The 25,170-nt window shown below is 28.5% G+C and carries 20 protein-coding genes; 18 read left to right on the forward strand and 2 right to left on the reverse strand.

Translation table 11 applies throughout. The annotated features are described in order from the left end of the window. Positions 1-233: 233 nt before the first annotated feature. The 8 genes from glgB (at position 234) to Q0W06_RS01965 (ending at position 11,471) form a co-directional block, all read left to right on the forward strand. Entirely contained in the window at positions 234-2,111 is a 1,878-nt protein-coding gene (glgB, locus tag Q0W06_RS01930; protein ID WP_297630640.1) for a 1,4-alpha-glucan branching protein GlgB, read from the forward strand. 11 nt (positions 2,112-2,122) lie between these two features. After that, positions 2,123-3,553, forward strand: a complete 1,431-nt coding sequence (gene glgA, locus Q0W06_RS01935) for a glycogen synthase GlgA (RefSeq protein ID WP_297630643.1) — start codon at positions 2,123-2,125, stop codon at positions 3,551-3,553. A gap of 77 nt (positions 3,554-3,630) precedes the next feature. Next, a complete protein-coding gene (locus tag Q0W06_RS01940; RefSeq protein ID WP_297630646.1) occupies positions 3,631-6,069 on the forward strand; it encodes a glycogen/starch/alpha-glucan phosphorylase in 2,439 nt (812 codons plus the stop codon). Between the two features lie 53 nt (positions 6,070-6,122). After that, positions 6,123-7,289: a glucose-1-phosphate adenylyltransferase gene (locus Q0W06_RS01945; RefSeq protein ID WP_297630647.1), complete on the forward strand. Its 1,167-nt coding sequence runs from the start codon at positions 6,123-6,125 to the stop codon at positions 7,287-7,289. Positions 7,290-7,505: 216 nt separating this feature from the next. Continuing rightward, positions 7,506-9,140, forward strand: a complete 1,635-nt coding sequence (locus Q0W06_RS01950) for a Na/Pi cotransporter family protein (RefSeq protein WP_297630650.1) — start codon at positions 7,506-7,508, stop codon at positions 9,138-9,140. Positions 9,141-9,250: 110 nt separating this feature from the next. Continuing rightward, positions 9,251-9,940: an N-acetylmuramoyl-L-alanine amidase gene (locus tag Q0W06_RS01955; RefSeq protein ID WP_297630653.1), complete on the forward strand. Its 690-nt coding sequence runs from the start codon at positions 9,251-9,253 to the stop codon at positions 9,938-9,940. A 114-nt stretch (positions 9,941-10,054) separates the two neighbouring features. Further along, positions 10,055-10,897, forward strand: coding sequence for a fumarate hydratase (locus Q0W06_RS01960; protein ID WP_297630656.1), 843 nt, complete (start codon positions 10,055-10,057; stop codon positions 10,895-10,897). A gap of 16 nt (positions 10,898-10,913) precedes the next feature. Beyond that, positions 10,914-11,471, forward strand: coding sequence for a Fe-S-containing hydro-lyase (locus tag Q0W06_RS01965; RefSeq protein WP_297630660.1), 558 nt, complete (start codon positions 10,914-10,916; stop codon positions 11,469-11,471). A gap of 56 nt (positions 11,472-11,527) precedes the next feature. Here the strand turns inward: Q0W06_RS01965 and Q0W06_RS01970 are convergent, their stop codons facing one another. Beyond that, on the reverse strand, positions 11,528-12,385 hold the full coding sequence (locus tag Q0W06_RS01970; protein WP_297630662.1) for a YitT family protein: 858 nt from the start codon (positions 12,383-12,385) through the stop codon (positions 11,528-11,530). Positions 12,386-12,604: 219 nt separating this feature from the next. Between Q0W06_RS01970 and Q0W06_RS01975 the strand changes: the two genes are divergently transcribed. The 10 genes from Q0W06_RS01975 (at position 12,605) to iadA (ending at position 24,071) form a co-directional block, all read left to right on the forward strand. Further along, positions 12,605-12,769: a hypothetical protein gene (locus Q0W06_RS01975; RefSeq protein ID WP_297630665.1), complete on the forward strand. Its 165-nt coding sequence runs from the start codon at positions 12,605-12,607 to the stop codon at positions 12,767-12,769. A gap of 98 nt (positions 12,770-12,867) precedes the next feature. Beyond that, positions 12,868-13,551, forward strand: coding sequence for a response regulator transcription factor (locus Q0W06_RS01980; protein WP_297630668.1), 684 nt, complete (start codon positions 12,868-12,870; stop codon positions 13,549-13,551). Further along, positions 13,529-15,448, forward strand: a complete 1,920-nt coding sequence (locus Q0W06_RS01985) for a HAMP domain-containing sensor histidine kinase (RefSeq protein ID WP_297630669.1) — start codon at positions 13,529-13,531, stop codon at positions 15,446-15,448. The genes Q0W06_RS01980 and Q0W06_RS01985 overlap by 23 nt, the downstream gene beginning before the upstream one ends. A gap of 1 nt (position 15,449) precedes the next feature. Further along, complete coding sequence (locus Q0W06_RS01990; RefSeq protein ID WP_297630671.1) at positions 15,450-15,806, forward strand: Spx/MgsR family RNA polymerase-binding regulatory protein; 357 nt, start codon at positions 15,450-15,452, stop codon at positions 15,804-15,806. A 370-nt stretch (positions 15,807-16,176) separates the two neighbouring features. Further along, positions 16,177-18,399 (forward strand): ribonucleoside-diphosphate reductase subunit alpha, encoded by a 2,223-nt coding sequence (locus Q0W06_RS01995; RefSeq protein WP_297630673.1) that lies wholly within the window; start codon positions 16,177-16,179, stop codon positions 18,397-18,399. An 11-nt stretch (positions 18,400-18,410) separates the two neighbouring features. Further along, positions 18,411-19,454: a ribonucleotide-diphosphate reductase subunit beta gene (locus Q0W06_RS02000; protein ID WP_297630675.1), complete on the forward strand. Its 1,044-nt coding sequence runs from the start codon at positions 18,411-18,413 to the stop codon at positions 19,452-19,454. A gap of 504 nt (positions 19,455-19,958) precedes the next feature. Beyond that, on the forward strand, positions 19,959-21,575 hold the full coding sequence (gene ptsP / locus Q0W06_RS02005; protein ID WP_297630677.1) for a phosphoenolpyruvate--protein phosphotransferase: 1,617 nt from the start codon (positions 19,959-19,961) through the stop codon (positions 21,573-21,575). Positions 21,576-21,738: 163 nt separating this feature from the next. Next, positions 21,739-22,278, forward strand: a complete 540-nt coding sequence (locus tag Q0W06_RS02010; protein ID WP_297630680.1) for a chromate transporter — start codon at positions 21,739-21,741, stop codon at positions 22,276-22,278. Next, entirely contained in the window at positions 22,275-22,802 is a 528-nt protein-coding gene (locus tag Q0W06_RS02015; RefSeq protein WP_297630683.1) for a chromate transporter, read from the forward strand. The genes Q0W06_RS02010 and Q0W06_RS02015 overlap by 4 nt, the downstream gene beginning before the upstream one ends. A gap of 96 nt (positions 22,803-22,898) precedes the next feature. Continuing rightward, positions 22,899-24,071, forward strand: coding sequence for a beta-aspartyl-peptidase (iadA, locus tag Q0W06_RS02020; RefSeq protein ID WP_297630686.1), 1,173 nt, complete (start codon positions 22,899-22,901; stop codon positions 24,069-24,071). 105 nt (positions 24,072-24,176) lie between these two features. Here iadA and Q0W06_RS02025 read toward each other — a convergent pair whose 3' ends face one another. Further along, positions 24,177-25,145 carry a DUF4003 family protein gene (locus tag Q0W06_RS02025; RefSeq protein WP_297630689.1) on the reverse strand — a complete coding sequence of 323 codons (969 nt, stop codon included), beginning with the start codon at positions 25,143-25,145 and terminating at the stop codon, positions 24,177-24,179. Between the last annotated feature and the right edge of the window lie 25 nt (positions 25,146-25,170).

The raw sequence follows: 25,170 nt of genomic DNA on the forward strand, positions 1-25,170 counted from the left end.
AATAGTAGGAGTATAAGTTTTACTGCGTAAAATTTTAAGAATAATATAAAAGACTAAAAATTTTTTTAAGAAAGCTGGAAAACGTTATCAAATTTAAAAAAATTGTATTATATATCATAATTATACATTATATTCAATTATTTGGTATAATGAAACAAATTAGAGGTTTTGAAAAAGCTAAATTTTAGAATATTAAATAAATGTAAATTAATAGATATAGGAGTTGGTCAATAATGTTTAGTGAGTATGATAAATATCTATTTCATGAAGGGAAACATTGTTATTGCTATGAATTCATGGGAGCTCATATGAAAATTGAGGATAAAAAAAAGGGTGTGAGATTTACAACTTGGGCGCCAAATGGAGAAGCGGTCTATGCTGTAGGAGATTTTTCAAATTGGGAAATAGAAGAAAAAAATAAATTGATAAAAGTAACAGAAAGTGGAATGTGGACAAGTTTTATTAGAGGAATTAATAAAGATGAGAAATATAAATTTGCTATAAAAACTCGAGATGAAAGAATTTTATTAAAATCAGATCCATTTGCTAGAAAATCAGAATTAAGACCAGATACAGCATCCATCATAACTTCAAAAAGTAAGTTTAAATGGACAGATAAAAATTGGTGGAGACGTTGTAATACAGATCATTATAAAAAGCCTATGAATATATATGAAATGCATTTAGGATCATGGAAAACCAGAGAAGGAAAATTTTATAGTTATGAAGATTTAGCTAATGAACTACCAAAATATTTATTAGAAATGGGATACACACATGTAGAGTTTATGCCATTAACAGAACATCCCTTAGATAAATCATGGGGATATCAAGGAACTGGTTTTTATTCACCAACATCTAGATATGGAGATAGTGATGGATTAAAACATCTTATAAATGAACTTCATAAATTAAATATTGGAGTTATATTAGATTGGGTTCCAGGACATTTTTGTAGAGATGATCATGGATTAGCTTATTTTGATGGTGAAGCTGTATATGAATACGCAGAAGGATGGAAAGCGGAAAATAAAGGTTGGGGAACATTAAATTTTGATTTAGGAAGACCAGAAGTAAAGAGCTTTTTATACGGAAGTGCATTTTATTGGGTTAAAGAGTTCCATATTGATGGGTTTAGAGTGGATGCAGTAAGCAATATGCTTTATTTAAGTTACGGAAGAAATGAAGGTGAATGGATTCGTAATGAAGATGGAACTGATATAAATGAATATGCAGTAGAATTTATTCAAGAGTTAAATATTTTATTAAATGAGAAATTTCCTAACATACTTTTAATAGCAGAGGAATCTACTACATGGGAAAAAGTTTCTTATCCAGTTAAAGACGGTGGATTAGGATTTAATTATAAATGGAATATGGGGTGGATGAATGATACTTTAGAATATGTTGAAATTGATCCTATATATAGAAAGTATGATCATAATAAGATGAATTTTTCTATGATGTATAACTATAATGAACATTTTATACTGCCATTATCCCATGATGAAGTTGTTCATGGAAAAAAATCTATTCTAGATAAAATGTGGGGAGATTATTGGACTAAGTTTGCAGGATTTAGAACTTATATGACTTATATGATGGGTCATCCGGGAAAAAAATTATTGTTTATGGGTGCAGAGTTTGGACAATTTATTGAATGGAGAGAATACGAAAATTTAAATTGGGAATTAATAAATGAGTTTGAAATGCATGAAAAAACACATAAATTTTTTAAGGATTTAAATAGATTTTATAAAAAAAATAGAGCATTATGGGAAAAAGATTATGAAAATGATGGATTTAAATGGATAGATGCTGATAACAAGGAAAAAAGTATTTATAGTTTTATAAGAAAAGGTGGAAGAAAAACAGATACTTTGATTTTTATATGTAATTTTACACCTGTATATTATGAGAAATTTAAAATTGGGGTTCCGTTTAAAGGTGTATATAGTCAGTTATTTAATTCAGATTTGGAGATTTATGGAGGAACAAATAAAGTATTAGAAGAAAAAATAAAAGCAAAAAAAGAAGAGGTTAATGATATGGAATATTCTATAGAAATAGCCGTCCCACCAATGGGAAGTATAGTATTGAAGATAAATTAGGAGGAGAGAGTATGAGGATTTTATTTGCAGCAACAGAAGCACATCCATTTATAAGAACAGGAGGACTAGGTGATGTAATAGGTGCTTTAAGTAAGGAATTAGCAAGTTATGGGGATGACGTAAGAGTAATTATTCCGAAGTATGAGAATATAAGGGAAGATTTAAAAAATAATATGAGGCATATTAAACATATTTTTGTAGATGTAGGATGGAGACATCAATATTGTGGAATAGAGGAATTAGAAGTTGATGGAGTACATTTTTATTTTATAGATAATGAATACTATTTTAAGAGAGATGGATTATATGGATATCCAGATGATGGTGAAAGATTTGCATTTTATGATAGAGCAGTCTTAGAAGTATTAGGAGCTATAAATTGGTATCCAGAGGTAATTCATTGTAACGATTGGCAATGTGGAATGATACCTGTTTTATATAATCTTGAATATAAATATAAGTGGGAGTATCCAAGTATAAAGTTTGTATATTCAATTCATAATTTACTTTTCCAAGGAAATTTTGATAGGTCAGTACTAGGAGAATTATTTAATTATGATCAAGAACAATATAATAATGGAATGTTAGAGTTTCATAATGGAGTAAGTTATATGAAAGGAGGAATAAATTATTCAGATAAAGTATCTACAGTAAGTAATACTTATGCTGAAGAAATAAAAACTTCTGAATATGGGGAACAAATGGATGGATTACTAAGGATGAAGGGAGGAAATCTACGAGGTATTTTAAATGGAATAGACTATGAAGAATATAATCCTTTAAGAGATAAATTTATTTATAAAACTTTTAATGAGGATTCTTTAAATAATAAAGAAGAAAATAAAATGCAATTACAAAGAGAGCTAAATTTAGAGGTAAATAAAGATATATCTGTAATATCAATGATAACTAGATTAACTTGGCAAAAAGGATTAGAACTAGTAAAAGAAAGCATGGATGAAATTTTAACTAGACGAGTACAGGTTGTTATTTTAGGAACAGGAGATAAGCAGTATGAGGACTATTTTAGAGAATTAGAATATAGATATCCAGATAAAGTGAGAACTAGAATTGCTTTTGATAACGGATTATCTCATAGAATATATGCAGGTTCAGATATATTTTTAATGCCATCTAAATTTGAGCCTTGTGGTCTAGGACAGTTAATAGCATTAAGATATGGAGCAATACCAGTAGTTAGAGAAACAGGGGGTCTTAAAGATACGATAACAGCTTATAACAAGTATGAGAAAACAGGAAATGGGTTTAGTTTTTATAATTTCTTATCTTGGGAACTTAAAAATTGTATTTTTGAAGCCTTAGAGATTTATGAAAATAGAGATGAATGGATAACTCTTGTAAGAAGAGCTATGCAAATTGATAATAGTTGGAAAAAATCAGCATTAGAATATAAAAAACTTTATGAGGAGCTTATATATTAAGAAATAAATGCATTTTGAATTTTGAAATTATATGAAGCAATAAAAGTGATTGAGATTAGAGTTTAGGAGGGGAAGCTATGTTAAAACAAATGACAAAAGAAAAATTAAAAGAAGATTTTACTAAGAAATTTAGAGAAATGCACGGAATTAATTTAAAGGATGCAACTATTCAATATGAATATGAAACTTTAGGTACATTAATAAAAGATTATATATCAGAAATGTGGATAGATACTAATTTTGATTATAAAGCTAAAGATGTAAAACAAGTTTATTATTTTTCAATGGAATTTCTTGTTGGAAAATTACTTGGGAATGTACTTTTAAATCTTGGAATTAGAGATATGTGTAAAGAGGCATTAGATGAAATTGATATTAATTTAGAAGACTTAGAAGAATTTGAACAAGACCAAGGACTTGGAAATGGTGGACTTGGAAGATTAGCATCTTGCTTCCTAGATTCTATGGCTTCATTAGATATACCAGGTCATGGATGTGGAATAAGATATAAATATGGTTTTTTTGAACAAAAGATAATAAATAATGTACAAGTGGAAGCAACTGATTCTTGGCTTAAAGAAAGAAATGTATGGGAAATTAAGAAACAAAATAAAGCTGAAGTTGTTAAGTTTGGTGGAAAAGTAGAATCATATGATGAAAATGGAGTATTAAAGTTTAAACATGTAGATTATGAACCAATATTAGCTGTTCCATATGATACTCCAGTTACTGGATATAAAAATGGAGTAGTAAATACACTAAGACTTTGGAGTGCAGAACCAGTAGAAGATGGATTTAATTTTTCTTCTATTAGCAGAGGAGATTTCTTAAAAGCAATGGAATATAAAAACTCTGTAGAGGCTATATCGAGTGTTCTATATCCTGATGATTCAGTATATGAAGGGAAGTTACTTAGACTTAAACAACAATACTTTTTTGTATCAGCAGGATTACAAAGTATAATAAGACATTTTAAAGAAACACATGATAGCTTAGAGTTATTAGATGAAAAAGTAGCAATTCAAATGAATGATACACATCCTATATTAGCAGTTCCAGAACTTATGAGAATTCTTTTAGATGAAGAGGGAATTGGTTGGGAAGATGCATGGAGAATTACAACGCATACATTAGCATATACAAATCATACTATTTTAGCTGAAGCTTTAGAAAAATGGCCAATAGATATGTTTAAAGAGTTGTTACCAAGAATTTTTATGATTGTAAATGAAATAAATGAAAGATTTTGTGCAGAACTTTGGAACAAGTTCCCAGGACAATGGGATAAAATAAGAGGGATGGCTATAGTAGCTGATGGACAAGTTAAAATGGCCAATTTAGGAATTGTAGGTGGACATAGTGTAAATGGAGTAGCGAAACTTCATACTGAAATTCTTAAAAAGGATGTTATGAGAGATTTCTATTATATGTATCCAGAAAAATTTAATAATAAAACTAATGGAATAACTCATAGAAGGTGGCTTTTAAAAAGTAATCCAGATTTAACAGCATTATTAAAAGAGTATATAGGAGATAGTTTTGTAAAGCATCCTATGGATTTAATTAAATTTAAAGATTTTGCTGAAGATAAAAAAATAATAAAAATGCTTCATGCAATAAAGAAAAAAAATAAGATTAGATTAGCTGAATATATAAAAGAAACAAAAAATATAGAAGTAGATGTAGATTCAATATTTGATGTACAAGTAAAGAGAATACATGCGTATAAAAGACAATTATTAAATGCATTAAGAATAATGGATTTATATAATAGACTTTTAGAAAATCCAGATTTAAATATAGAAAATAGAACATTTATATTTGCAGGAAAAGCAGCACCAAGCTATTATTTAGCTAAAAATACTATTGAACTTATAAATGTATTAGGTGAAAAAATAAATAGTGATGAGAGAGTTAATAAAAAAATAAAAGTAGTATTCCTTGATAACTATAGAGTATCTTTAGCAGAGAAGATTATTCCAGCAGCTGATGTTAGTGAACAGATATCAACTACGACTAAGGAAGCATCAGGAACTTCTAATATGAAATTTATGATGAATGGAGCAATAACTATAGCAACATTAGATGGAGCAAATGTTGAAATAAGAGATGAAGTTTCAGATGATAATATTGTAATCTTCGGATTAAAGGAACAAGAAGTTTTAAATTATTATAAAAATAGTGGATATATGGCTACAGATATTATAAAAGATGATCCAAGACTTCAAAAAATTTTAAAACAATTAATAGATGGAACATATTCTAAAGATTTAAATAGATTTAGAGCAATATATGATCATTTAGTAACTTATAATGATGAGTTTTTTACATTAAGAGATTTTAATTCTTATTTAGAAGCACAAGAAAAAATAGATAAATTATATAGAGATAAAATAACATGGGGAAGAATGAGTGCTGTAAATATAGCACATTCAGGTATATTTTCATCGGATAGAACAATTCATGAATATGCTACAGGCATTTGGGGTTCTAATACAATGTATAAAAATTTATAATCTGTAATTAGCTAATAACTAAAAAGAAATTAAATGTGGGAAGGGTGACCCTTATGGAAAACGGTAAAAAAGAAATTATTGCTATGATATTAGCAGGTGGACAAGGTACTAGATTAGGACATTTAACAGAAAGGTTAGCTAAACCAGCAGTTCCTTATGGTGGAAGATATAGACTTATTGATTTTCCTTTGAGTAATTGTGTTAATTCAGGAGTAGATACTGTAGGAGTAGTTACACAATATAAGCCAAAAGCTATATATAAACATATAGGAAATGGCGAGGCTTGGGATTTGAAAAAAGTAGATGAAACAGGAGTGAGTTTTTTACCACCGTATACGGAAGAAGATAAGGATAATTGTTATACGGGAACAGCAAATGCTATATATCAAAATATGGAATATATAGATAAATATAATCCAGAGTATGTATTAATACTTTCAGGAGATCATATTTATAAAATGGATTATTCTAAAATGTTAGGTCATCATAAAGAAATGAGAGCAGATGCAACTATTGCTGTATTAGAAGTTTCAATGAAGGAAGCAAGTAGATTTGGGATAATGAATACAGAAGAGGATACTACAATTTCCTCATTTGAAGAAAAACCAAAAGAACCAAAAAGTAATAAAGCTTCTATGGGAATCTATATATTTAATTGGAAAACATTAAGAAAATATTTAATAGAAGATGAAAAAAAAGAAAGTTCAAGTCATGATTTTGGTAAAGAGATTATTCCTAATATGCTAAGGGATAATAAAAAAATGGTGGCATTTGAATTTGAGGGATATTGGAAGGATGTTGGAACAGTAGAAAGTCTTTGGGAAGCTAATATGGATTTATTAAATAATAAATGTCAGTTAAGTGTTAATGATAAATGGAAGATATCGTCTGCGAATGTATCAGATTATGAGAAGTGTCAAATCAGTAAAACTGCAATAATAAAAAATTGCATATTAGGAGATGAATGCGAAATTGAGGGATGTATAGATACAAGTATTTTATCTTCAAAAGTAAAGATAGGTGAAGGAGCTGTAGTAGAACATTCAGTTATACTAGGAAACACAGTTATTGAACCATATGCAATTATAAGTAATGCAATTATTGGAGGCGACACAATAGTTAAAGAGGGATCAGTAATAGTAGAAAAAGATGCAATCTCAGTAGTAGGACCAAAAAGAATTGTAGAAAATGGGAAAATTTCTTTGAAATTAGATGCATAAAAGAAGAAAAAAGGTGCCTTTTTAAGGTGCCTTTTTTCTATGTAGTGGATAAAGTTTATGTAAGATAAATTAAATAAACAGCATTATTTGGGAATAAAAGGAATATTATGTTAAAATTAAGTTAAAAATGTTTCTATAATATTAACAAAAATTAATAAATAATGTACACTTAGAATAAGAAGTGAACAAAATGAAATTATTTAATAAATTATTTAAATGGGGGAAACGATTTTGAATTCTACAATAACTATGATTGTAACTTTAATGGGTGGATTAGGATTATTCATCTATGGAATGAAACTTATGGGAGATGGGCTGGAAAATGCAGCTGGAGAAAGTTTAAAGAAAATATTAGAGAAGGTAACATCTAATCCAATTAGTGCAGTTTTAGTAGGTGCAGCTGTAACCGCAGTTGTTCAAAGTAGTAGTGCCACAACAGTAATGGTAGTTGGATTTGTTAATGCAGGACTTATGAATCTTGCACAAGCAGTTGGGGTAATAATGGGAGCAAATATTGGGACAACCATTACAGCGCAACTAGTTGCATTTAAATTAACAGATATAGCGCCGCTTTTTGTATTTGCAGGAACTGCAATAATAATGATGGCAAAAGCTAAGAAAAGAAAAGAAATTGGTCATATAGTACTTGGCTTTGGTATTCTTTTCATGGGAATGGGAATCATGAGTGGGGCAGTAAAACCACTTGCATCATCACCAGTATTTGAGCAAATATTAGCACAAGTAGCAAATCATTGGTGGATTGGAATTATAGCTGGAGCAGCAATTACAGCAATACTTCAAAGTTCATCAGCTACAACAGGAATATTAATAGCTTTAGCTGGATCAGGAGTATTAAGTATTCAAATGGCACTTCCAATATTATTTGGATGTAATATTGGAACTTGTATAACTGCTATGATAGCAACAGTTGGAACAAATAAAACAGCACATAAAGCAGCATTATTACATTTAATATTTAATGTAGGGGGAACAGTAATTTTCTTACCATTCTTAGGGATGTTAGGTAATTTAGTAGTTAATATGAGTCCTGGAGATGTTGAAAGACAAATTGCAAACTCACATACAGTATTTAATATTATAAATGTGCTAGTAATGTTACCGCTTAGTGGTTGGTTAATAGTTGTAGTTAATAAATTAGTACCAGGAGATGATGAAATAGAAAAAGCAGGACCTAAATATATTGATGATAGATTATTAGAAACGCCAGTAATTGCAGCGGGACAAGTTATTAAAGAAACTATAAGAATGGCAAATAAAGCGAAACATAACTTAGAAATATCTATGGACGCATTTGTAAATGGTGATGAAGAATTAATTAAAAAAGTTCATGATAATGAAAAAATAATAAATATTTTGGAAGAATCAATTACAAGTTATTTAGTTAAACTTTCAAAATGTGATTTATCAGATAAAGAAAAAGGAATAGTTGCATCAACATTCCACATAGTTAATGATATTGAGAGAATAGGAGATCATGCTCAAAATTTAGTTGAGCTTGCAACACAAAAAATAAATGAAGGAATCACTTATAGTGAAGAAGCTGTAGGAGATTTAAAAGAAATCTTTAACTATACAAATATGGCACTTCAAATATCAGTAGATAGTTATGAGAATAGAGATGTAAGTAAAGCAACAAGTATTATTCCAATTGAGGAAAGAATAAATAAAGCAGAAAAGACTTATAGAGATAAGCATATTAAGAGATTGTATGATGGGAAATGTAATGCATATGCAGGTGCAATATTCTTAGATGCAATAAGTAACTTTGAGAGAATTGGAGATCATGCAACGAACATAGCAGAGAGTGTTATAGAAAATAACGCGATATAAATGAAGGTGGAGATTAGTCTCCACTTTTATTTTTTATGGAAAATAAATTATAGTATTAAAAAGATAGATAGTGGGATACTAAATTAAGAAAGGTATTTGGAGGGATTCTAATGAAGAAAGTTAGTAAGTATATCGTATTAGTATTGATTTTTATAGTGATAGGAACTAGCATGAAGGTTTTTGCTACTGAAGATGAATTTGAATACAGAGAAGAAGAGGGACTTCAAAGAGTAATATTAATAGATCCAGGACATGGAGGTAGCGATGGGGGAGCTACTTCTAAAAATGGAATATTAGAAAAAGATTTAAATTTAAAAATAGCATTAAAGCTAAAAGAAGAATTAAAATGCAAGGGATATGAAGTATTCTTAACAAGAGAAAAAGATGAGGAATTATCAAAAAAGAAAAGGGATGACTTATATCTTAGGTGTAAAATGAAAAAAGAAGTAAAAAGTGCTGTATTTATTTCAATTCATCAAAATAAATTTGGGAAAACAAATTGTAAAGGGGCACAACTTTGGCATGCTAGTAATAAAAAAAGTAAAGAACTTGCAAATTATGTACAGGAATCTATAAAAGTAAATCTGCAAAAGGATAATGAAAGGATACCTAAAGATGCAAAGCAATCATTTTTTATACTGAAAGATGGAAATAAAGAAGCAAACGTAATATTAGAATGTGGATTCATTTCAAATGAAGAAGATGAAAAAAGTTTATCTGATGAAGTATATCAGAATAAATTAACAAATAGTATAGCTAAAGGAATAGACAATTATTATAAAAATAAAATTAAAAAATAAAAACTAAGGAATTTAAATTTAAAATTTGAATTCCTTTTTAGAATGTAAGAGAAGCACTTGTAAAAAGTTTTTTTTAAAACTAAACTATAAATATAAGTACAAGGAGTTGATAATATGAGAGAACTAGATGTAAAAATAATTACACAAAAGGTTAAGGAACTTTGCATAAATGCAAATTATTATTTAGGAAAAGATATAGATAATGCACTTAAAAACTTTAAAAATATAGAAAAAAGTATTATAGGTGAAGGGATTCTAGATAATATAATACAAAATGCAGAAATTGCAAAAAATGAAAAGCTTCCAATATGTCAAGATACAGGTATGGCATGTATTTTTCTTGAAATAGGACAAGATGTTCATTTTATAAATGGAAATTTAGAAGAAGCTATTAATCAAGGTGTAAGAGAAGGGTATGAAGAGGGGTATTTAAGAAAATCTGTAGTTAAAGACCCGATAGATAGAGTTAATACAAAAGATAATACACCAGCTATGATCTATTATGATATAGTACCAGGTGAAAAAGTTAAAATAACAGTTGCACCAAAAGGCTTTGGTTCAGAAAATATGAGTAAAATAGGGATGCTTAAACCTTCAGATGGAATAGAAGGAGTTAAAAGTTTTATTTTAAAAACTGTGGAAGAAGCAGGGCCTAATCCATGTCCACCAATGATAATTGGAGTAGGAATAGGGGGAACTTTTGATAAAGCAGCATATTTAGCTAAAAAAGCATTATTAAGAGAAATAAATGAGAAAAATAAAAATGAATTTTATGGTGATTTAGAAGAAGAATTATTAAAGAAAATAAATGCATTAGGAATAGGACCACAGGGATTTGGTGGATTAACAACAGCATTAGGAATAAATATAGAAGTTTATCCAACACATATAGCAGGCTTACCAGTTGCAGTTAATATAAGTTGTCATGCAACAAGACATAAAGAATGTATCATATAAGGAAAGGGAGAGAAAAATGGATAGAAAATTAACTACACCCTTAACAGAAGAAAAAATAAAAGACCTTAAAGCTGGAGATTCTATTTTATTAAGTGGAGTTATCTATACAGCTAGAGATGCAGCACATAAAAGATTAGTTGATCTTTTAGATCAAAATAAAGAATTACCTATAAATATAAAGGATGAAACTATATACTTTGTAGGACCATCACCTACTAAGCCAGGATATGCAATAGGATCTGCAGGACCAACTACAAGCTATAGAATGGATGCATATTCACCAAGACTTTTAGATATAGGATTAAAAGGAATGATTGGTAAGGGAAAGAGAAATGAAGAGGTGGTTAAATCTATAATTAAGAATAAAGGAATTTATTTTGGAGCTATAGGTGGAGCTGCAGCTTTAATTGCAAGAAGCATTGTAAAAGCTGAAATAGTTGCATATGAAGATTTAGGTGCGGAAGCTATTAGAAGATTAGAAGTAAAAGACATGCCATTAACAGTGGTAATTGATTGTGAAGGAAATAATCTCTATGAAATAGGAAGAAAAGATTATTTAGAAAGTTTAAAATAAAAAAAGCTCCTAAAAGGAACTTTAAATTAAAAAAGGAGGACTGTAAAAACAGTCCTCTATATATTTTTAAAGCCTTTTCCTTTAACTTCGGAAATATCCATTATAGTTATAAAGGCTTTCTCATCTATTGAATAAATTTTACTTTTTAAAGAAACCATTTCACGACTTGTTACGATACAATAAAGCATTTTTTTCTTTTCATGAGTATATTCACCTTCAGCAGGTAAAGATGTAACTCCTCTATTTAAGTCTTTAAGAACGAATTCAATAACAGCTGAATCTTTATCAGTTAAAATAAGCATAAGTTTTCTACTATTCAGTCCTTTTAGAACTTTATCTAAGACTAATCCTTGTATAAGGATAGAAATAAGTGTATATAATGCTTTAGGTAGACCAAAAATTATAGCACCAATTATAACGATAATGCAATTAAGTATAAATCCTAATTTCCCAATTTCAAAATTAGAATATTTTTTACGAATTAGCATTGTTATAATGTCTGTTCCACCAGTAGAACCATTTCTTAGAAAAACAATTCCATAACCAGCACCGCATAAAGCGCCCCCATAAATACAGTAAAGTAATACATCATTAACATTTATAATTGTTGATAAAGGTTTAGTTATAATAAGTGAAGCTGATAAAGAAAGCATTCCTATACCAGAATAAATAGTAAAAGAAGGACTAAGCTTCTTAAAACTTATTATAAATAAAGGTACATTAAGTAAGAATACAACAATACCAGCAGGAACATTGGCAAGATATTGAGCTATTAAAGCTAGTCCTGTGGCACCACCACTAAGTAGTTTGGCATGAGTTAAAAATAAGTTTACCCCTAATGAAGCAATTAAACATCCGATAAAAATAAAAATTACATCAAGAATGAATGTCTTGCTTTTAAAAATACTGTTCATAAAAATCTCCTATGTCTCCATTAATTTTCAAACTACATTATATAGAAAAAGTAATTATAAGTTAACCTTTAAAAAAAGGAGAATTTGATGAAATTTAGTTGAATTTGTGTAAAAAATCCCTTAGAGAGTGCAAATACTCCTATATAATAGAAAATAATCTTATTTAAATAAGGTTAAAAGATATGATAAGATTTAAGTAAAGATTAAGGAGTGGATTTTATGTTTAGAATAAATTGGCCAGGAAGCACAAAACAAAAGAAGTGGGTGGTTGTAATACTAGTTATAATAGTACTTGGAGTGTTATTTAACTATATGCAACAAAATAAGAAAAATGGGAAAATAGATAATAAAATAAATATAGAAACTACAATAAAACAAAATTAGAGAAGGATAATTAAGAATTTTGTAACAAAAGTAAATATTATTTTTAGAGGAATTAAGTTAAGATAAATATATAATAATAAAATAAAGGAGATGATAGTATGTTTAATATATTAGTAGTTGATGATGAAAAAGAAATAAGAGATGCAATAAACATATATCTTAGAGGTGAAAAGCTGCAAGTATTTAATGCTAGTAATGGATTAGAAGCATTAGATATAATTGCTGAAAAAAACATACATTTAGTTATTTTAGATTTAATGATGCCTAAAATGGATGGAATAGAAGCCTGTCAAAAAATAAGAGAAACAAATAATATTCCAATAATTATGTTATCAGCTAAAGGGGAAGATTCAGATAAAATATTAGGACTAAATGTTGGAGCAGATGATTATATTACAAAGCCATTTAATCATTTAGAGTTAGTTGCAAGAGTAAAATCTCAACTTAGAAGATATGAAAGTCCTTTATCTATAGATAGTAAAGACTTTATAAAGGTTAGAGATTTAGAGATAGATACAGTAGCTAAGAAGATAACTGTGAGAGATGAAGAGATAAAAGTAACAGCAACTGAATATAAAATTTTAGTTCTTTTAGCATCAAACTTAGGAAGAGTATTTTCAATAAAAGAAATATATGAAAAAGTTTGGGAAGAACCATTTTATAAAAGTGAAAATACAGTAACAGTTCATATAAGAAGAATTAGAGAAAAAATTGAGATAAATACCAAAGAACCTGAGTATATAAAGGTGGTATGGGGAATTGGATATAAAATTGAAAAATAGCATAAAAAAATATTTTAAGACTTTATGGTTAATAGAAATAATATTGCTTATAGTAGTATCAGTAATAAATGTAGAGGTAATGATTGGCTATATTGGAAGTTCAGCTAGTCAAAATGGAACAGGGCCATTAAATGCAATAGTTAATAGAAGTGGCTTTTATGAAAGTCTTTTAGAAAGCGATGCAAAAGTTATAAGCCAAGAAGTGTATAGTAGAACTAATAGTTTAAGTGATTTATTAACAAATTCTCCAGAAAAGATATCAGCTATAAGAAAGATGATTTATAATGGGAATTTTTATAATGAACAACCACCAGAAGTGGGAATAAATGCAGGGAATATAGATAGTATTCCTAATAATATATTTTTTATAATAAGAGATAAAGCAAATGGAAGAGTTTATTCTAATGATCCATTTTTGCAAGGAACAGATACTCTAAGTGAAAAAGAAATGTATGATGCAATTAGTGAAAAGTACAGAGGCCAAAAAGTGATTATATATACTTGCAATAATACTAATTTATATAATAAAAGTGTTCAAGAAGGACTTGTAACATATTCAACAAAGATTTTAAAAAACTTTGTTGAAGTTTATTATACACCACAATCTACTTTTTCAAGTGCAGTAAATGATGCTATAGATGATATTATTTTCTTTGGAGTAAGTTTAGCAATAAATATAGTTCTAATATTAAAACTGATTATTGTATTTGCAAATTCAAAGGGAAATATTGAAATTAGCGGAAACTTTGTAGGAGATATAATATATATATGGAAATATGCATTTAAATATAAGGGGCCAAGAAGAGCTCTTATAACAACTATAATATTAAGTATTATATTTTACATAATTTATTTATACTTATTAGCAATAGGTGGAACACAAAATAATATAATAGCAAAATTCTTTGGATCATATCCATTCAAAGGAAGTTTTCTTTTAGTATTAATGCCGATGATAGGTATTATGTATTCTATAAAAAGAAATATAGAAATAGGAATGGTAAAAGATTCTTTAAAAATAATAAATGACGGAAACTTTGAACATACAGTAAAGGAAATTGGTGGAGTAGAGATAAGAGAGCTTATTAGAAATATAAATAAGATGAAAAATGGATACAATATAGCGGTAGAAGAGGCTCTTTATAATGAAAAATTAAAAACAGAGCTTATATCAAATGTATCTCATGACTTGAAAACACCATTAACGTCTATAATAAACTATGTTAATATACTTCAAGATAAGGGCTTATCAGAAAAAGAAAGAACGGAGTACTTAAAAATCCTAGAAACAAAATCAAGTAAGCTTAAAAGACTGATAGAAGACTTATTTGAAGTATCAAAAATAAATTCAGGTAAAATAACATTGGATAAAATTAAAATTGATATAACGGCTTTAATTTATCAAGTTATTGGAGAGTACTCATCTTTATATGAAGAAAAGAACATTGAATTTAAAGTAGAATGTGCTGAAGATGAAATAACAATTGACTTAGATGGAATAATGATATCAAGAGTTATAGAAAATATAGTTATTAATTCTTTAAAATATTCTATGGAGAATACGAGAGTGTATGTTTCTATAATAAAAGAAGATAATGGAGTATTAATTTCATTTAAGAATGTAGCAAACTATGAAATGGATTTTGATGAAGATCAAATGTTTGAAAGATTTGCAAGAGCAGATAAATCAAGAAACTCCACTATTGAAGGATCAGGATTGGGGCTTGCTATAACAAAGAGTATAGTAGAACTCCATAATGGAACTACAAGAATAAAAAGAGATGGAGATGTCTTTAAAATATATGTATTTTTACCGTTTGCAGATGAGACAGATGAATTTATTAATAAAATAAATGAAAAAAAGGTCTTAAAAGAAATAAAAAAGGAGGAAGAGTAAAATGAAAGTTTTATTTATAGAATATCCTAAATGTACAACATGTAAAAAAGCTAAAAAGTGGCTTATTGAAAATAGGGTAGAATTTGAAGATAGAGATATAAAAGAAAATAATCCAACTAAAGAAGAATTGAAAACTTGGCTAGATAGAAGTGGACTTGAAATTAAAAAATTCTTTAATACAAGTGGGGTTCTTTATAGAGAACAAGGAATGAAAGATAAAATTAAAGTTCTATCAGAAGATGAACTTTTAAATATCTTAGCATCTGATGGAATGATGGTTAAAAGACCAATAATAGTTACTGAAGATAAAATTTTAATTGGATTTAAAGAAATTGAGTGGAAAGAAAATTTAATTTAATGGGAAGGACTCGCTGTAAAGCGAGTTTTTCTTATTTAAACTTAAATTTTCAAAAATTGAAATGTAAATTATATAGAATTTTAAGAAAAAAAATTAAAATTTAGAGAAGATTTTAATAGGAATGTTTTGAAAAAATCAATAAGAAAATTTATTAAAAAGATATTGTTGTCAAAGGATAAAAATTATTAAAAAAGTGAGATATTTAAAGATTAAAGGATAAAACATATATATTTAAGATTGTATCGGAGAATTTAAAATTTTACATAATAAAATATTAAAACTATAATAGATAAGTCAATATATTGTATTTAATAAGAAAGATTATGATATAGATATACTACATGTTGTTGAAAGGGGCTTGGGCGGATCAATGGAAGAATTGTGTAAAAGCGTAATAAAAGATATACAAGATGAATGTGGAACTTATACAGAAGAAGTTTTAATAGAGAAAATGGAGTTAATTCTTAGAGAGGATATGTCTGATGAAGAAATCAGAGATTCATTAATACAAGTTGCATTAGAATTGACTACAGATATGGAACCTAACTGGCAAAGTATAGCAGCTAAGTTATATGTAGAAAAACTTTATGATGAAGTAAGAAAAAATAGAAATTTAAAAAGTAACGATGAGTTATATAAAAATTTATATGGATTTATAAGTGATGCTGTAAAAGATAAATTATATGGGAAATATATATTAGAGAATTATACAGAAAAAGATATAAATGAATTGGAAAAAACTTTAAAGCCAGAAAGAGACTTTTTATTTACATATAGTGGGATAAAATTGCTATCTGGAAGATATCTTGTGGAAAACTATAGTAGAGAGGTTTTAGAACTTCCACAACAAATGTTTATGGGGATAGCAATGCATTTAGCAATTCCAGAAAAGAAAGAAAATAGATTATATTGGGCAAAGAGATTTTATGATGTATTAAGCTCATTAAAAGCAACAATGGCAACACCAACAATGGCAAATGCTAGAAAGCCATTTTATCAATTAAGTTCATGTTTTATAGATACTGTAAATGACAGTTTAAAAGGTATATATAAATCATTAGATAATTTCTCGGAAGTATCAAAGTTTGGTGGTGGAATGGGAATCTATATAGGTAAAATTAGAGCCTTAGGATCGCCTATAAGAGGTTTTAAAGGAGCATCAGGAGGAATAATCCCTTGGATTAAATTGTTTAATGATACGGCGATAGCAGTAGATCAATTAGGTGTAAGAAATGGATCAGTTGCAATATGGCTTGATGCATGGCATAAAGATTTACCAGAATTCTTACAAATAAGAACAAATAATGGTGATGATAGAAAGAAAGCACATGATGTATTCCCAGGGCTTTGTTATCCAGATTTATTTTGGAAGCTTGCAGAAACAGATATAGAAGCAAATTGGTATATGATGTGTCCACATGAGATAAGAAATCAAATGGGATATGCATTAGAAGATTTCTATGGAGAAGAGTGGGAAAAAAGATACTATGAATGTGTAGAAAATGAAAAAATTGATAAAAGAATAATGAAAGTTAAAGATTTAGTTAGACTTATAATTAAAAGTGCTGCTGAAACAGGAACACCATTTGCATTTTATAGAGATACAGTAAATAAAATGAATCCTAATAAACATAAAGGAATGATTTACTCATCAAATCTTTGTACAGAAATAATGCAAAATATGAGTCCTATGGATATTCAAAAAACAGAGATAATTGATGAAAATGGAGATAAAGTAATAGTAGAAAAAACTAAGGCTGGAGATTTCGTTGTATGTAATCTTTCATCAGTAGTTTTAGGGAATATAGATGTAACATCAGAAGAAGAAATTGCTTATGTTGTGGAAACTCAAATTAGAGGAATGGACAATGTAATAGATTTAAATTATTATTCAGTACCTTATGCAGAGGTAACAAATAAAAAATATAGAGCAGTTGGACTTGGAACGTCAGGATATCACCACATGTTAGTTAATAATAGAATACACTTTACAGATGAAGTGCATAGAGAGTTTGTCGATAAAGTATATGAAAATATAAATTACTATGCTATAAAAGCTAGTATGCAAATAGCAAAAGAAAAAGGTAGATATGTTGCATTTGAAGGTTCAGATTGGGATAATGGACAATATTTTGAATTAAGAGATTATAATTCAGAAAGATGGCTAAGCTTAAAAGATGATGTTAAAGAGCATGGAATGAGAAATGGATACCTTATGGCAGTTGCACCAAACGGATCAACTGCAACGTTAGCAGGAACATCAGAAGGAGTAGACCCAGTAATGTCAAGATTCTGGCTTGAAGAGAAAAAAGGAAGCATAACACCTAAAACAGCTCCAGGGCTTTCAGAGGATACGTATTGGTACTATAATTCAGCTTATAATATAGATCAAACTTGGTGTGTAAAAATGAATGGTGTTAGACAAAGACATATAGATCAAGGACAATCGTTTAATCTTTATATTACAACTAACTATACTATGAGAGGAATAATGAATCTTTATATAGAAGCTTGTAAAAATGGAGTTAAATCAATTTATTATGTTAGAAGTAAATCACTTACAGTTGGTGATTGTGAAAGCTGTTCAGCTTAGGAGGAATTTTTATGGTAGGATTTGATATAAATAAAAAACCACTTTTCAATGAATTTGGAGATACTGAAACTTCAAAGAAAATGATGATAAATGGGAATACAACAAACTTAAATGATTTTAATAATATGAAATATAATTGGGTATCTGATTGGTATAGACAAGGAATGAACAACTTTTGGATACCAGAAGAAATAAACTTATCACAGGATTTGAAAGATTATAAAAGATTAACAGAATCTGAAAGAACTGCATATGATAAAATTCTTTCATTCTTAATATTTTTAGATTCGATTCAAACAGCAAATTTAGGAAATATAAATAACTATATAACAGCAAGTGAGGTAAATCTTTGTCTTACAATTCAAGCATTCCAAGAGGCTGTTCACTCACAAAGTTATAGTTATATGTTAGATACTATATGTTCACCTGAAAAAAGAAATGAAATTCTTTACCAATGGAAAGATGATGAAATTCTTTTATCAAGAAATAAATTTATAGGAGATTTATATAATAACTTTTTAGAAAGTCCAACTAAACAAAATTTATTAAAAACCATTATGGCTAATTATATATTAGAGGGAATTTATTTTTATTCAGGATTTATGTTCTTCTATAATCTAGAGAGAAATGGTAAAATGCCAGGTTCAGCTCAAGAGATTAGATACATAAATAGAGATGAAAATACACATCTTTGGTTATTTAGAAGTATAATAAGAGAACTTCAAAAAGAAGAACCAGAATTATTCTCATATGAATTCACAGAAGAATTGAGAGAAATGATGAGAATTGGTGTAGAAAATGAAATTGCTTGGGGACACTATGTTATTGGAGATAGTATTCAAGGAATCAACAAAAAACTCATTGAGGATTATATAAAATATCTTGGAAATATGAGATTAGAAGCGATTGGACTTCAAAGATTATATAGAGGATATGATAAAAATCCAGCAGAATGGGTAGATAGACAGGCTGATGCAAATTCAGTAAAAACAGATTTCTTTGAAGCTAAATCAACTGCTTATGCAAAAGCAGCTACATTAATAGATGATTTATAAGAAAATTAGATGAAGTGAAAAGTAGAAACAGAAAAAATTATAATTCTTTATGAAATATGATAGAGTGATGTTTAAACTTTTCACTCTTTTTTTCTTTTTTATGAAATGTTGAAAACGTTATTTAAAAATATTTAATTAAATATTCAGAAATTTAAAAAAGTTTTGACTTGAAAAGGTGTACAATAGAAGAAGGGAAAAATTAAAGTAAGTTAAACCCAAAGATGTATTATTTATTAAAATAGGCATTGCTATTTTAATAAATAATATAAGTGTTAATGTCTTAAATTGAAAAAATAGTCGCAGTAAATTTGCAGATTTTATGAATAAATTGCAATAAAAATTAAAAAAACTCAGAAAAAAGTTCATAGGGTGTTAACAAAAGTACAATTTATGATATAATTAAGGTGGTTGTACTTAATATGTAAAAGTTATCAACATGTATAAGTGATAACAAATGGGTTTATGTGCTTATTTTAAGGACATAATTAAGGAGGATTTTTTATTATGATTAAAGGTATTGCAGCTTCAAAAGGATATGCTATAGGAAAGGTATTCTTACAAGAACATGAAGAAATAGTTATAACAGATGAAAGAGTTTCAGACGTAGAAGGGGAAAAAAGCAAATTACAAGCTGCTTTAGACGCGTCAAGAGAACAATTAGAAAAAATTAAAGCTAAAGCTATAGTGGAAATGGGAGCTGAAAAAGCAGAAGTTTTCGAAGCACACATCACACTTTTAGATGACCCAGAGTTCACAGGGCAAATGGCTATGGAAATAGAGAACAATTCATTAAATGCAATGAAGGCAGTTGAAACTGTTACTAATACATTCGTTATGATTTTTGAATCAATGGACGATGCTTATATGAGAGAAAGAGCGGCTGATATAAAAGACGTTTCTAAAAGAATAATCGCAAATTTAGCTGGAAAAGGTGGAGAGGCCTTTGCAATTACTGAAAATAATACAATAGTAGTTGCTCATGATTTAACTCCTTCAGATACAGCACAATTAGATAGAAGTAAAGTAGTTGCTTTCTTAACAAACATTGGAGGAAGAACTTCACATTCAGCTATTATGGCTAGAACATTAGAAATTCCTGCAATTGTTGGATTAGGAGACATAACTACAGTAGCGAAAACTGGAGATATGATTATAGTTGATGGGATTGAAGGTATTGCTATAATTAATCCAGATCAAGCAACAATTAATGAATATACAGCTAAAAAAGAAACATTCTTAAAAGAACAAGAAGAATTAAAGAAACTTATTGAAGTTAAAACTGCTACTAAATCAGGTAAGAGAATAGAAGTATGTGGAAACATTGGTAAGCCAGAAGATGTTAAAGCTGTTATAGCAAATGGTGGAGATGGAGTTGGACTTTTCAGAACAGAATTCTTATATATGGATAGAGAAACTGCACCAACTGAAGATGAGCAATTTGAAAGCTACAAATATGTTTTAGAAAATATGAAAAGACAAGTAGTTATCAGAACTCTTGATATTGGTGGAGATAAAACTTTACCTTACTTACCATTACCAGAAGAAATGAATCCATTCTTAGGATATAGAGCAATAAGACTTTGCTTAGATAGAAAAGAGATATTTAAAGTTCAATTAAGAGCATTATTAAGAGCTTCTATATATGGAAAACTTGCAGTAATGTTCCCAATGATCTCAGGACTTGAAGAATTTGAACAAGCTAAAGAAGTTGTTGAAGAATGTAAAGCTGAATTAAAAGCAGAAGGAAAAGAATATTCAGAAGATATCCAATGGGGTATCATGGTTGAAATTCCAGCTGCAGCAGTTTATGCAGATGAATTAGCTAAGCATGTTGATTTCTTCTCAATAGGAACTAATGACTTAATCCAATATACATTAGCTGCAGACAGAATGAGCGAAAAGGTATCATACCTTTACAATCCAATGCATCCAGCAGTATTAAGATTAATAAAAATGACTATTGATGGAGCACATAAACACGGTAAATGGTGTGGAATGTGTGGAGAAATGGCAGGAGATGAAGCAGCTATTGCAACATTAGTTGAATATGGATTAGATGAATTCTCAATGAGTGCATCTTCAATCTTAACAGCTAAGAAAATTATTTTAGATCAAGAATAGAATTTTAAAAGTTAAATATAAATTTAGAGTTCCAATCATTAAAATGATTGGAACTTTTTTTATTGAAATAGAAAGAACAAGTGTTTCTAAAGTGTGTATATTTTGTATATATAGGAAAGGTTTTATGATAATATATTAATAGATAAAAGTTAGGGGGATAAAAATGAAAGGTCTATTAGAAGTATTTATAAGCTTTTTTAAAATAGGAGCATTTACCTTTGGTGGTGGATATGCAATGATTCCTCTTATTGAGGACGAAGTAGTTAATAAGAAAGAGTGGGTAACTAAAGAAGAATTTTTAGATGCATTAGTTGTTTCTCAAAGTTTGCCAGGAGCAATTTCTGTAAATTGCTCTTTATTTGTAGGAAATAAATTATATGGAATAAAGGGAGGAATAGTAGCTTTACTAGGGGTAGCACTACCTTCTTTTTTCATAATACTTGGAGTAGCAAGTATATTTATGAGTATTAGAGATAATTCAATAGTTAATTCTGCATTTAATGGAATAACAGCTGGAGTACCAATTTTAGTTTTGGCAGGTGTTATAAGTATTTCAAAAGGTGTGGATAAAAGTTTAAAAAATGTGATTATTTTTGGAACTTCATTAGTATTGTTATTAGTTGGATTAAATCCTGTTTTTGTTATTTTGATTTTTGCTATATATGGTGGAATCAGTTTTAAAAATAAGGAGGAGAAGAAATGATACTAGCAAAGTTATTTGGTATATTTTTTAAGATTGGAGCATTCAGTTTTGGTGGAGGATATGCAATGCTTCCATTTATTCAGAAAGAAATAATAGAAAATAATCATTTTATAAGTGTTAGAGAGTTTTTAGATATTATAGGAATATCACAAATGACACCAGGTCCTGTAGCAATAAATTCTGCAACGTTTGTTGGATTTAAAGTGGCAGGGATTTTTGGTTCTATAGTTTCAACAATAGGAGTGGTACTAGCTTCGTTTATTTTAGTTTTGATAGTATCTAAAACATTAAATAAATTCAAAGAAAATAAATTTATTAAAGGTGCTTTATTAGGAATGAGACCAGTTTTAGTAGCATTAGTTGTGAAAGCATTTATTGATTTAGCTAAAACATCATACACTAGTATTAGTACTGTTATAATAGGTGGAATTATTACTGTATTAATTTTTTATAAAAAAGTGAATCCTATAATTTGTATAGTAATTTCAGCGGTATTAGGGCTAATTATTTATAGTGGAATATGAATATAAACAAAGAAGTCTATAATGGAAAGAATTAATTGTTAAAATAAAGGAAAAGATAATGAGGTATGTAAAAAAAGATTCTAGGATGTGATAAAGTTGATAAAAGTTATAAAAAATGCAGAGGTTTATGCACCAGAGAAATTAGGGAAGAAAGATGTAGTTATAATAGGAGAAAAGATTGGAGGTATATACGATAATATTGATATTCCAGAGAATTTTGGAAATATTGAAATCATAGATGCAGAAGGAAATATATTGGTATCAGGATTCATTGATGCACATGTACATTTAATCGGTGGCGGTGGAGAAGGTGGATATACTACAAGGACACCTGAACTTGGATTGACTAGTTTAACTAAAGCTGGAATAACAACAGTAGTTGGAGTTTTAGGAACTGATGGTGTATGTAGAAATATGAGAAGTCTTTTAGCGAAGGTAAAATCTCTTAGAGCGCAAGGAATAACAGCGTATTGCTATACTGGATCATACGATGTGCCAGTAAAAACTATGACAGATAGTATAAAAGGGGATTTACTTTTGATTGAAGAAGTTATAGGTGTTGGAGAAATTGCACTATCTGATCATAGAAGTTCACAACCTACGTTAGAGCAATTTATAAACACAGTTGCACAAACTAGAGTTGGAGGACTTTTATCAGGAAAAGCAGGAATTATAAATGTACATTTAGGTGGTGGAGCAAGGAGATTGGAATATCTTTTTAAAATGATTGAATTAAGTGAAATTCCAGCAACACAGCTCTCACCAACACATATGAATAGAACAAAGGAATTATTAGATGCTGGAATAGAGTGGGAAAAAATCGGCGGATTTATAGATTTAACTACAAGTTCAGATCCAGAACATTTAGAAGAAGGAGAATTTTTAGCATCTACAGGATTAAAATATCTCCTAGAGCAAGGAGTTAATATAGAAAATATAACTTTTACATCAGATGGAAATGGAAGCATGCCAGTATTTGATGAAGAAGGGAAACTTGCAGGACTTGGTATTTGTAGCGTAGGAACACTTTTTTCTGAAATGAGAAAAGCTGTATTAAAAGAAAATATTCCTTTAGAGGAAGCCATAAAAGTTATAACATCTAATCCGGCAAAAGTATTAAAATTACCATGGAAAGGGAAGATTTCAAATGGAATGGATGCAGATTTAAATTTATTAAGAAAAGATGATTTAACATTATTAACTGTTATAGCTAAAGGAAAAATAATGATTGACAAGGGTGAAGTTTTGGTAAAAGGAACCTTTGAATAAAAAAATAAGCATAACTTTGAAAATTTATTCATAAACATACTTATAAATAAAATCTATTTAAACTATTCTCTAAGAATTAAATTCTTAGAGAATAGTTTTTTATATTTAATAATCTTCAAACATTTTGCGAGAAAAAGGTTCAGATATAAAATTTACATCACGAGTAACTAGATTTAATAAGAAAACAGTCAGAGGAATTAATAAAGCGGAATCTTTAAGAGAAATTGAGTTAGATATACATAAAGAAATACCGATGGCAAGTTCAATATCATCATCAAGAGTATAAGTCATAAATCTAACATTTTCTCTAAGAAGTTTTTGTGTAGATATAATTTTAGAAACTAAAGATTCGATTGGTTCATCTAGCATAGTAGCAAAACCTAGAATCGGTAAAGCTCTACCATCAATCACAAAATTTCGCTGTTCTAATAAATCATGGAGTCTTACAGTTGCTAAAGTTTTACTTTCAATATCTTGGTTTGAAAAAATTAATGCTTGTGATAAAAGAATAAGATTTTTGCTAGGAAAGAATCTTATATCATTTAAATGTTTATAGCATTGATTAGCTTCTTCGATTTTAAGCTGAATATTTTCAAAATATGTAGCTATAAGAGCACAAATACTTAAATCTTCTTTATCGGCTAAAAAGTTATGATGTTTTTGAGTATAGGAAAATGCAGAGCCTAATTTATTTGCTAAGTCGTCCATAGACATGTCATTGGACGAACTGCAAAGAATTTCTGAAGTTAAAGCTAAAAAACTATTTGAATCAAAATAAGTTTCTAAAATGCTGTAAGAACTTAAAGTGCATTTTATGTGTTCTTCAGGATTCTTAGATATATGCATTAAAACAGCAAGTAATAATGCATTTTCTCCACGGAATACAGAGCCTACATCGGTATAAAGTTGAATTGAATGGAGATTTTTAGTTAAAGTATCACCATTTAATTTTTGATTATTTAAAGTAGCAATGAGTGCAGAAAATTTTATTGTAATGTTATGAGCTTTTGCACCAAATAAATCTTCTAGTAAAAAAGTATTCTCTAAAAATAAATCGATATTAGTACTTTTCATATAATTCACCTCAGTTTAGTTTTTT

Source organism: uncultured Clostridium sp. (assembly GCF_947072515.1).
In the GTDB taxonomy this organism is placed as follows: domain Bacteria; phylum Bacillota; class Clostridia; order Clostridiales; family Clostridiaceae; genus Clostridium.

What these genes read in the sequence shown, in the direction of transcription:
- glgB (WP_297630640.1), top strand. Translation starts at nt 234, where the DNA reads ATGTTTAGTGAGTATGATAAATATCTATTTCATGAAGGGAAACATTGT.
- Q0W06_RS01970 (WP_297630662.1), bottom strand. Translation starts at nt 12,385, where the DNA reads ATGAACAGTATTTTTAAAAGCAAGACATTCATTCTTGATGTAATTTTT.
- Q0W06_RS01990 (WP_297630671.1), top strand. Translation starts at nt 15,450, where the DNA reads ATGAAAGTTTTATTTATAGAATATCCTAAATGTACAACATGTAAAAAA.
- Q0W06_RS01940 (WP_297630646.1), top strand. Translation starts at nt 3,631, where the DNA reads ATGTTAAAACAAATGACAAAAGAAAAATTAAAAGAAGATTTTACTAAG.
- Q0W06_RS01950 (WP_297630650.1), top strand. Translation starts at nt 7,506, where the DNA reads ATGGGGGAAACGATTTTGAATTCTACAATAACTATGATTGTAACTTTA.
- Q0W06_RS01960 (WP_297630656.1), top strand. Translation starts at nt 10,055, where the DNA reads ATGAGAGAACTAGATGTAAAAATAATTACACAAAAGGTTAAGGAACTT.
- Q0W06_RS01975 (WP_297630665.1), top strand. Translation starts at nt 12,605, where the DNA reads ATGTTTAGAATAAATTGGCCAGGAAGCACAAAACAAAAGAAGTGGGTG.
- Q0W06_RS01980 (WP_297630668.1), top strand. Translation starts at nt 12,868, where the DNA reads ATGTTTAATATATTAGTAGTTGATGATGAAAAAGAAATAAGAGATGCA.
- glgA (WP_297630643.1), top strand. Translation starts at nt 2,123, where the DNA reads ATGAGGATTTTATTTGCAGCAACAGAAGCACATCCATTTATAAGAACA.
- Q0W06_RS02000 (WP_297630675.1), top strand. Translation starts at nt 18,411, where the DNA reads ATGGTAGGATTTGATATAAATAAAAAACCACTTTTCAATGAATTTGGA.
- Q0W06_RS02010 (WP_297630680.1), top strand. Translation starts at nt 21,739, where the DNA reads ATGAAAGGTCTATTAGAAGTATTTATAAGCTTTTTTAAAATAGGAGCA.
- Q0W06_RS01995 (WP_297630673.1), top strand. Translation starts at nt 16,177, where the DNA reads ATGGAAGAATTGTGTAAAAGCGTAATAAAAGATATACAAGATGAATGT.
- Q0W06_RS01945 (WP_297630647.1), top strand. Translation starts at nt 6,123, where the DNA reads ATGGAAAACGGTAAAAAAGAAATTATTGCTATGATATTAGCAGGTGGA.
- Q0W06_RS01955 (WP_297630653.1), top strand. Translation starts at nt 9,251, where the DNA reads ATGAAGAAAGTTAGTAAGTATATCGTATTAGTATTGATTTTTATAGTG.
- Q0W06_RS02025 (WP_297630689.1), bottom strand. Translation starts at nt 25,145, where the DNA reads ATGAAAAGTACTAATATCGATTTATTTTTAGAGAATACTTTTTTACTA.
- ptsP (WP_297630677.1), top strand. Translation starts at nt 19,959, where the DNA reads ATGATTAAAGGTATTGCAGCTTCAAAAGGATATGCTATAGGAAAGGTA.
- Q0W06_RS01965 (WP_297630660.1), top strand. Translation starts at nt 10,914, where the DNA reads ATGGATAGAAAATTAACTACACCCTTAACAGAAGAAAAAATAAAAGAC.
- Q0W06_RS02015 (WP_297630683.1), top strand. Translation starts at nt 22,275, where the DNA reads ATGATACTAGCAAAGTTATTTGGTATATTTTTTAAGATTGGAGCATTC.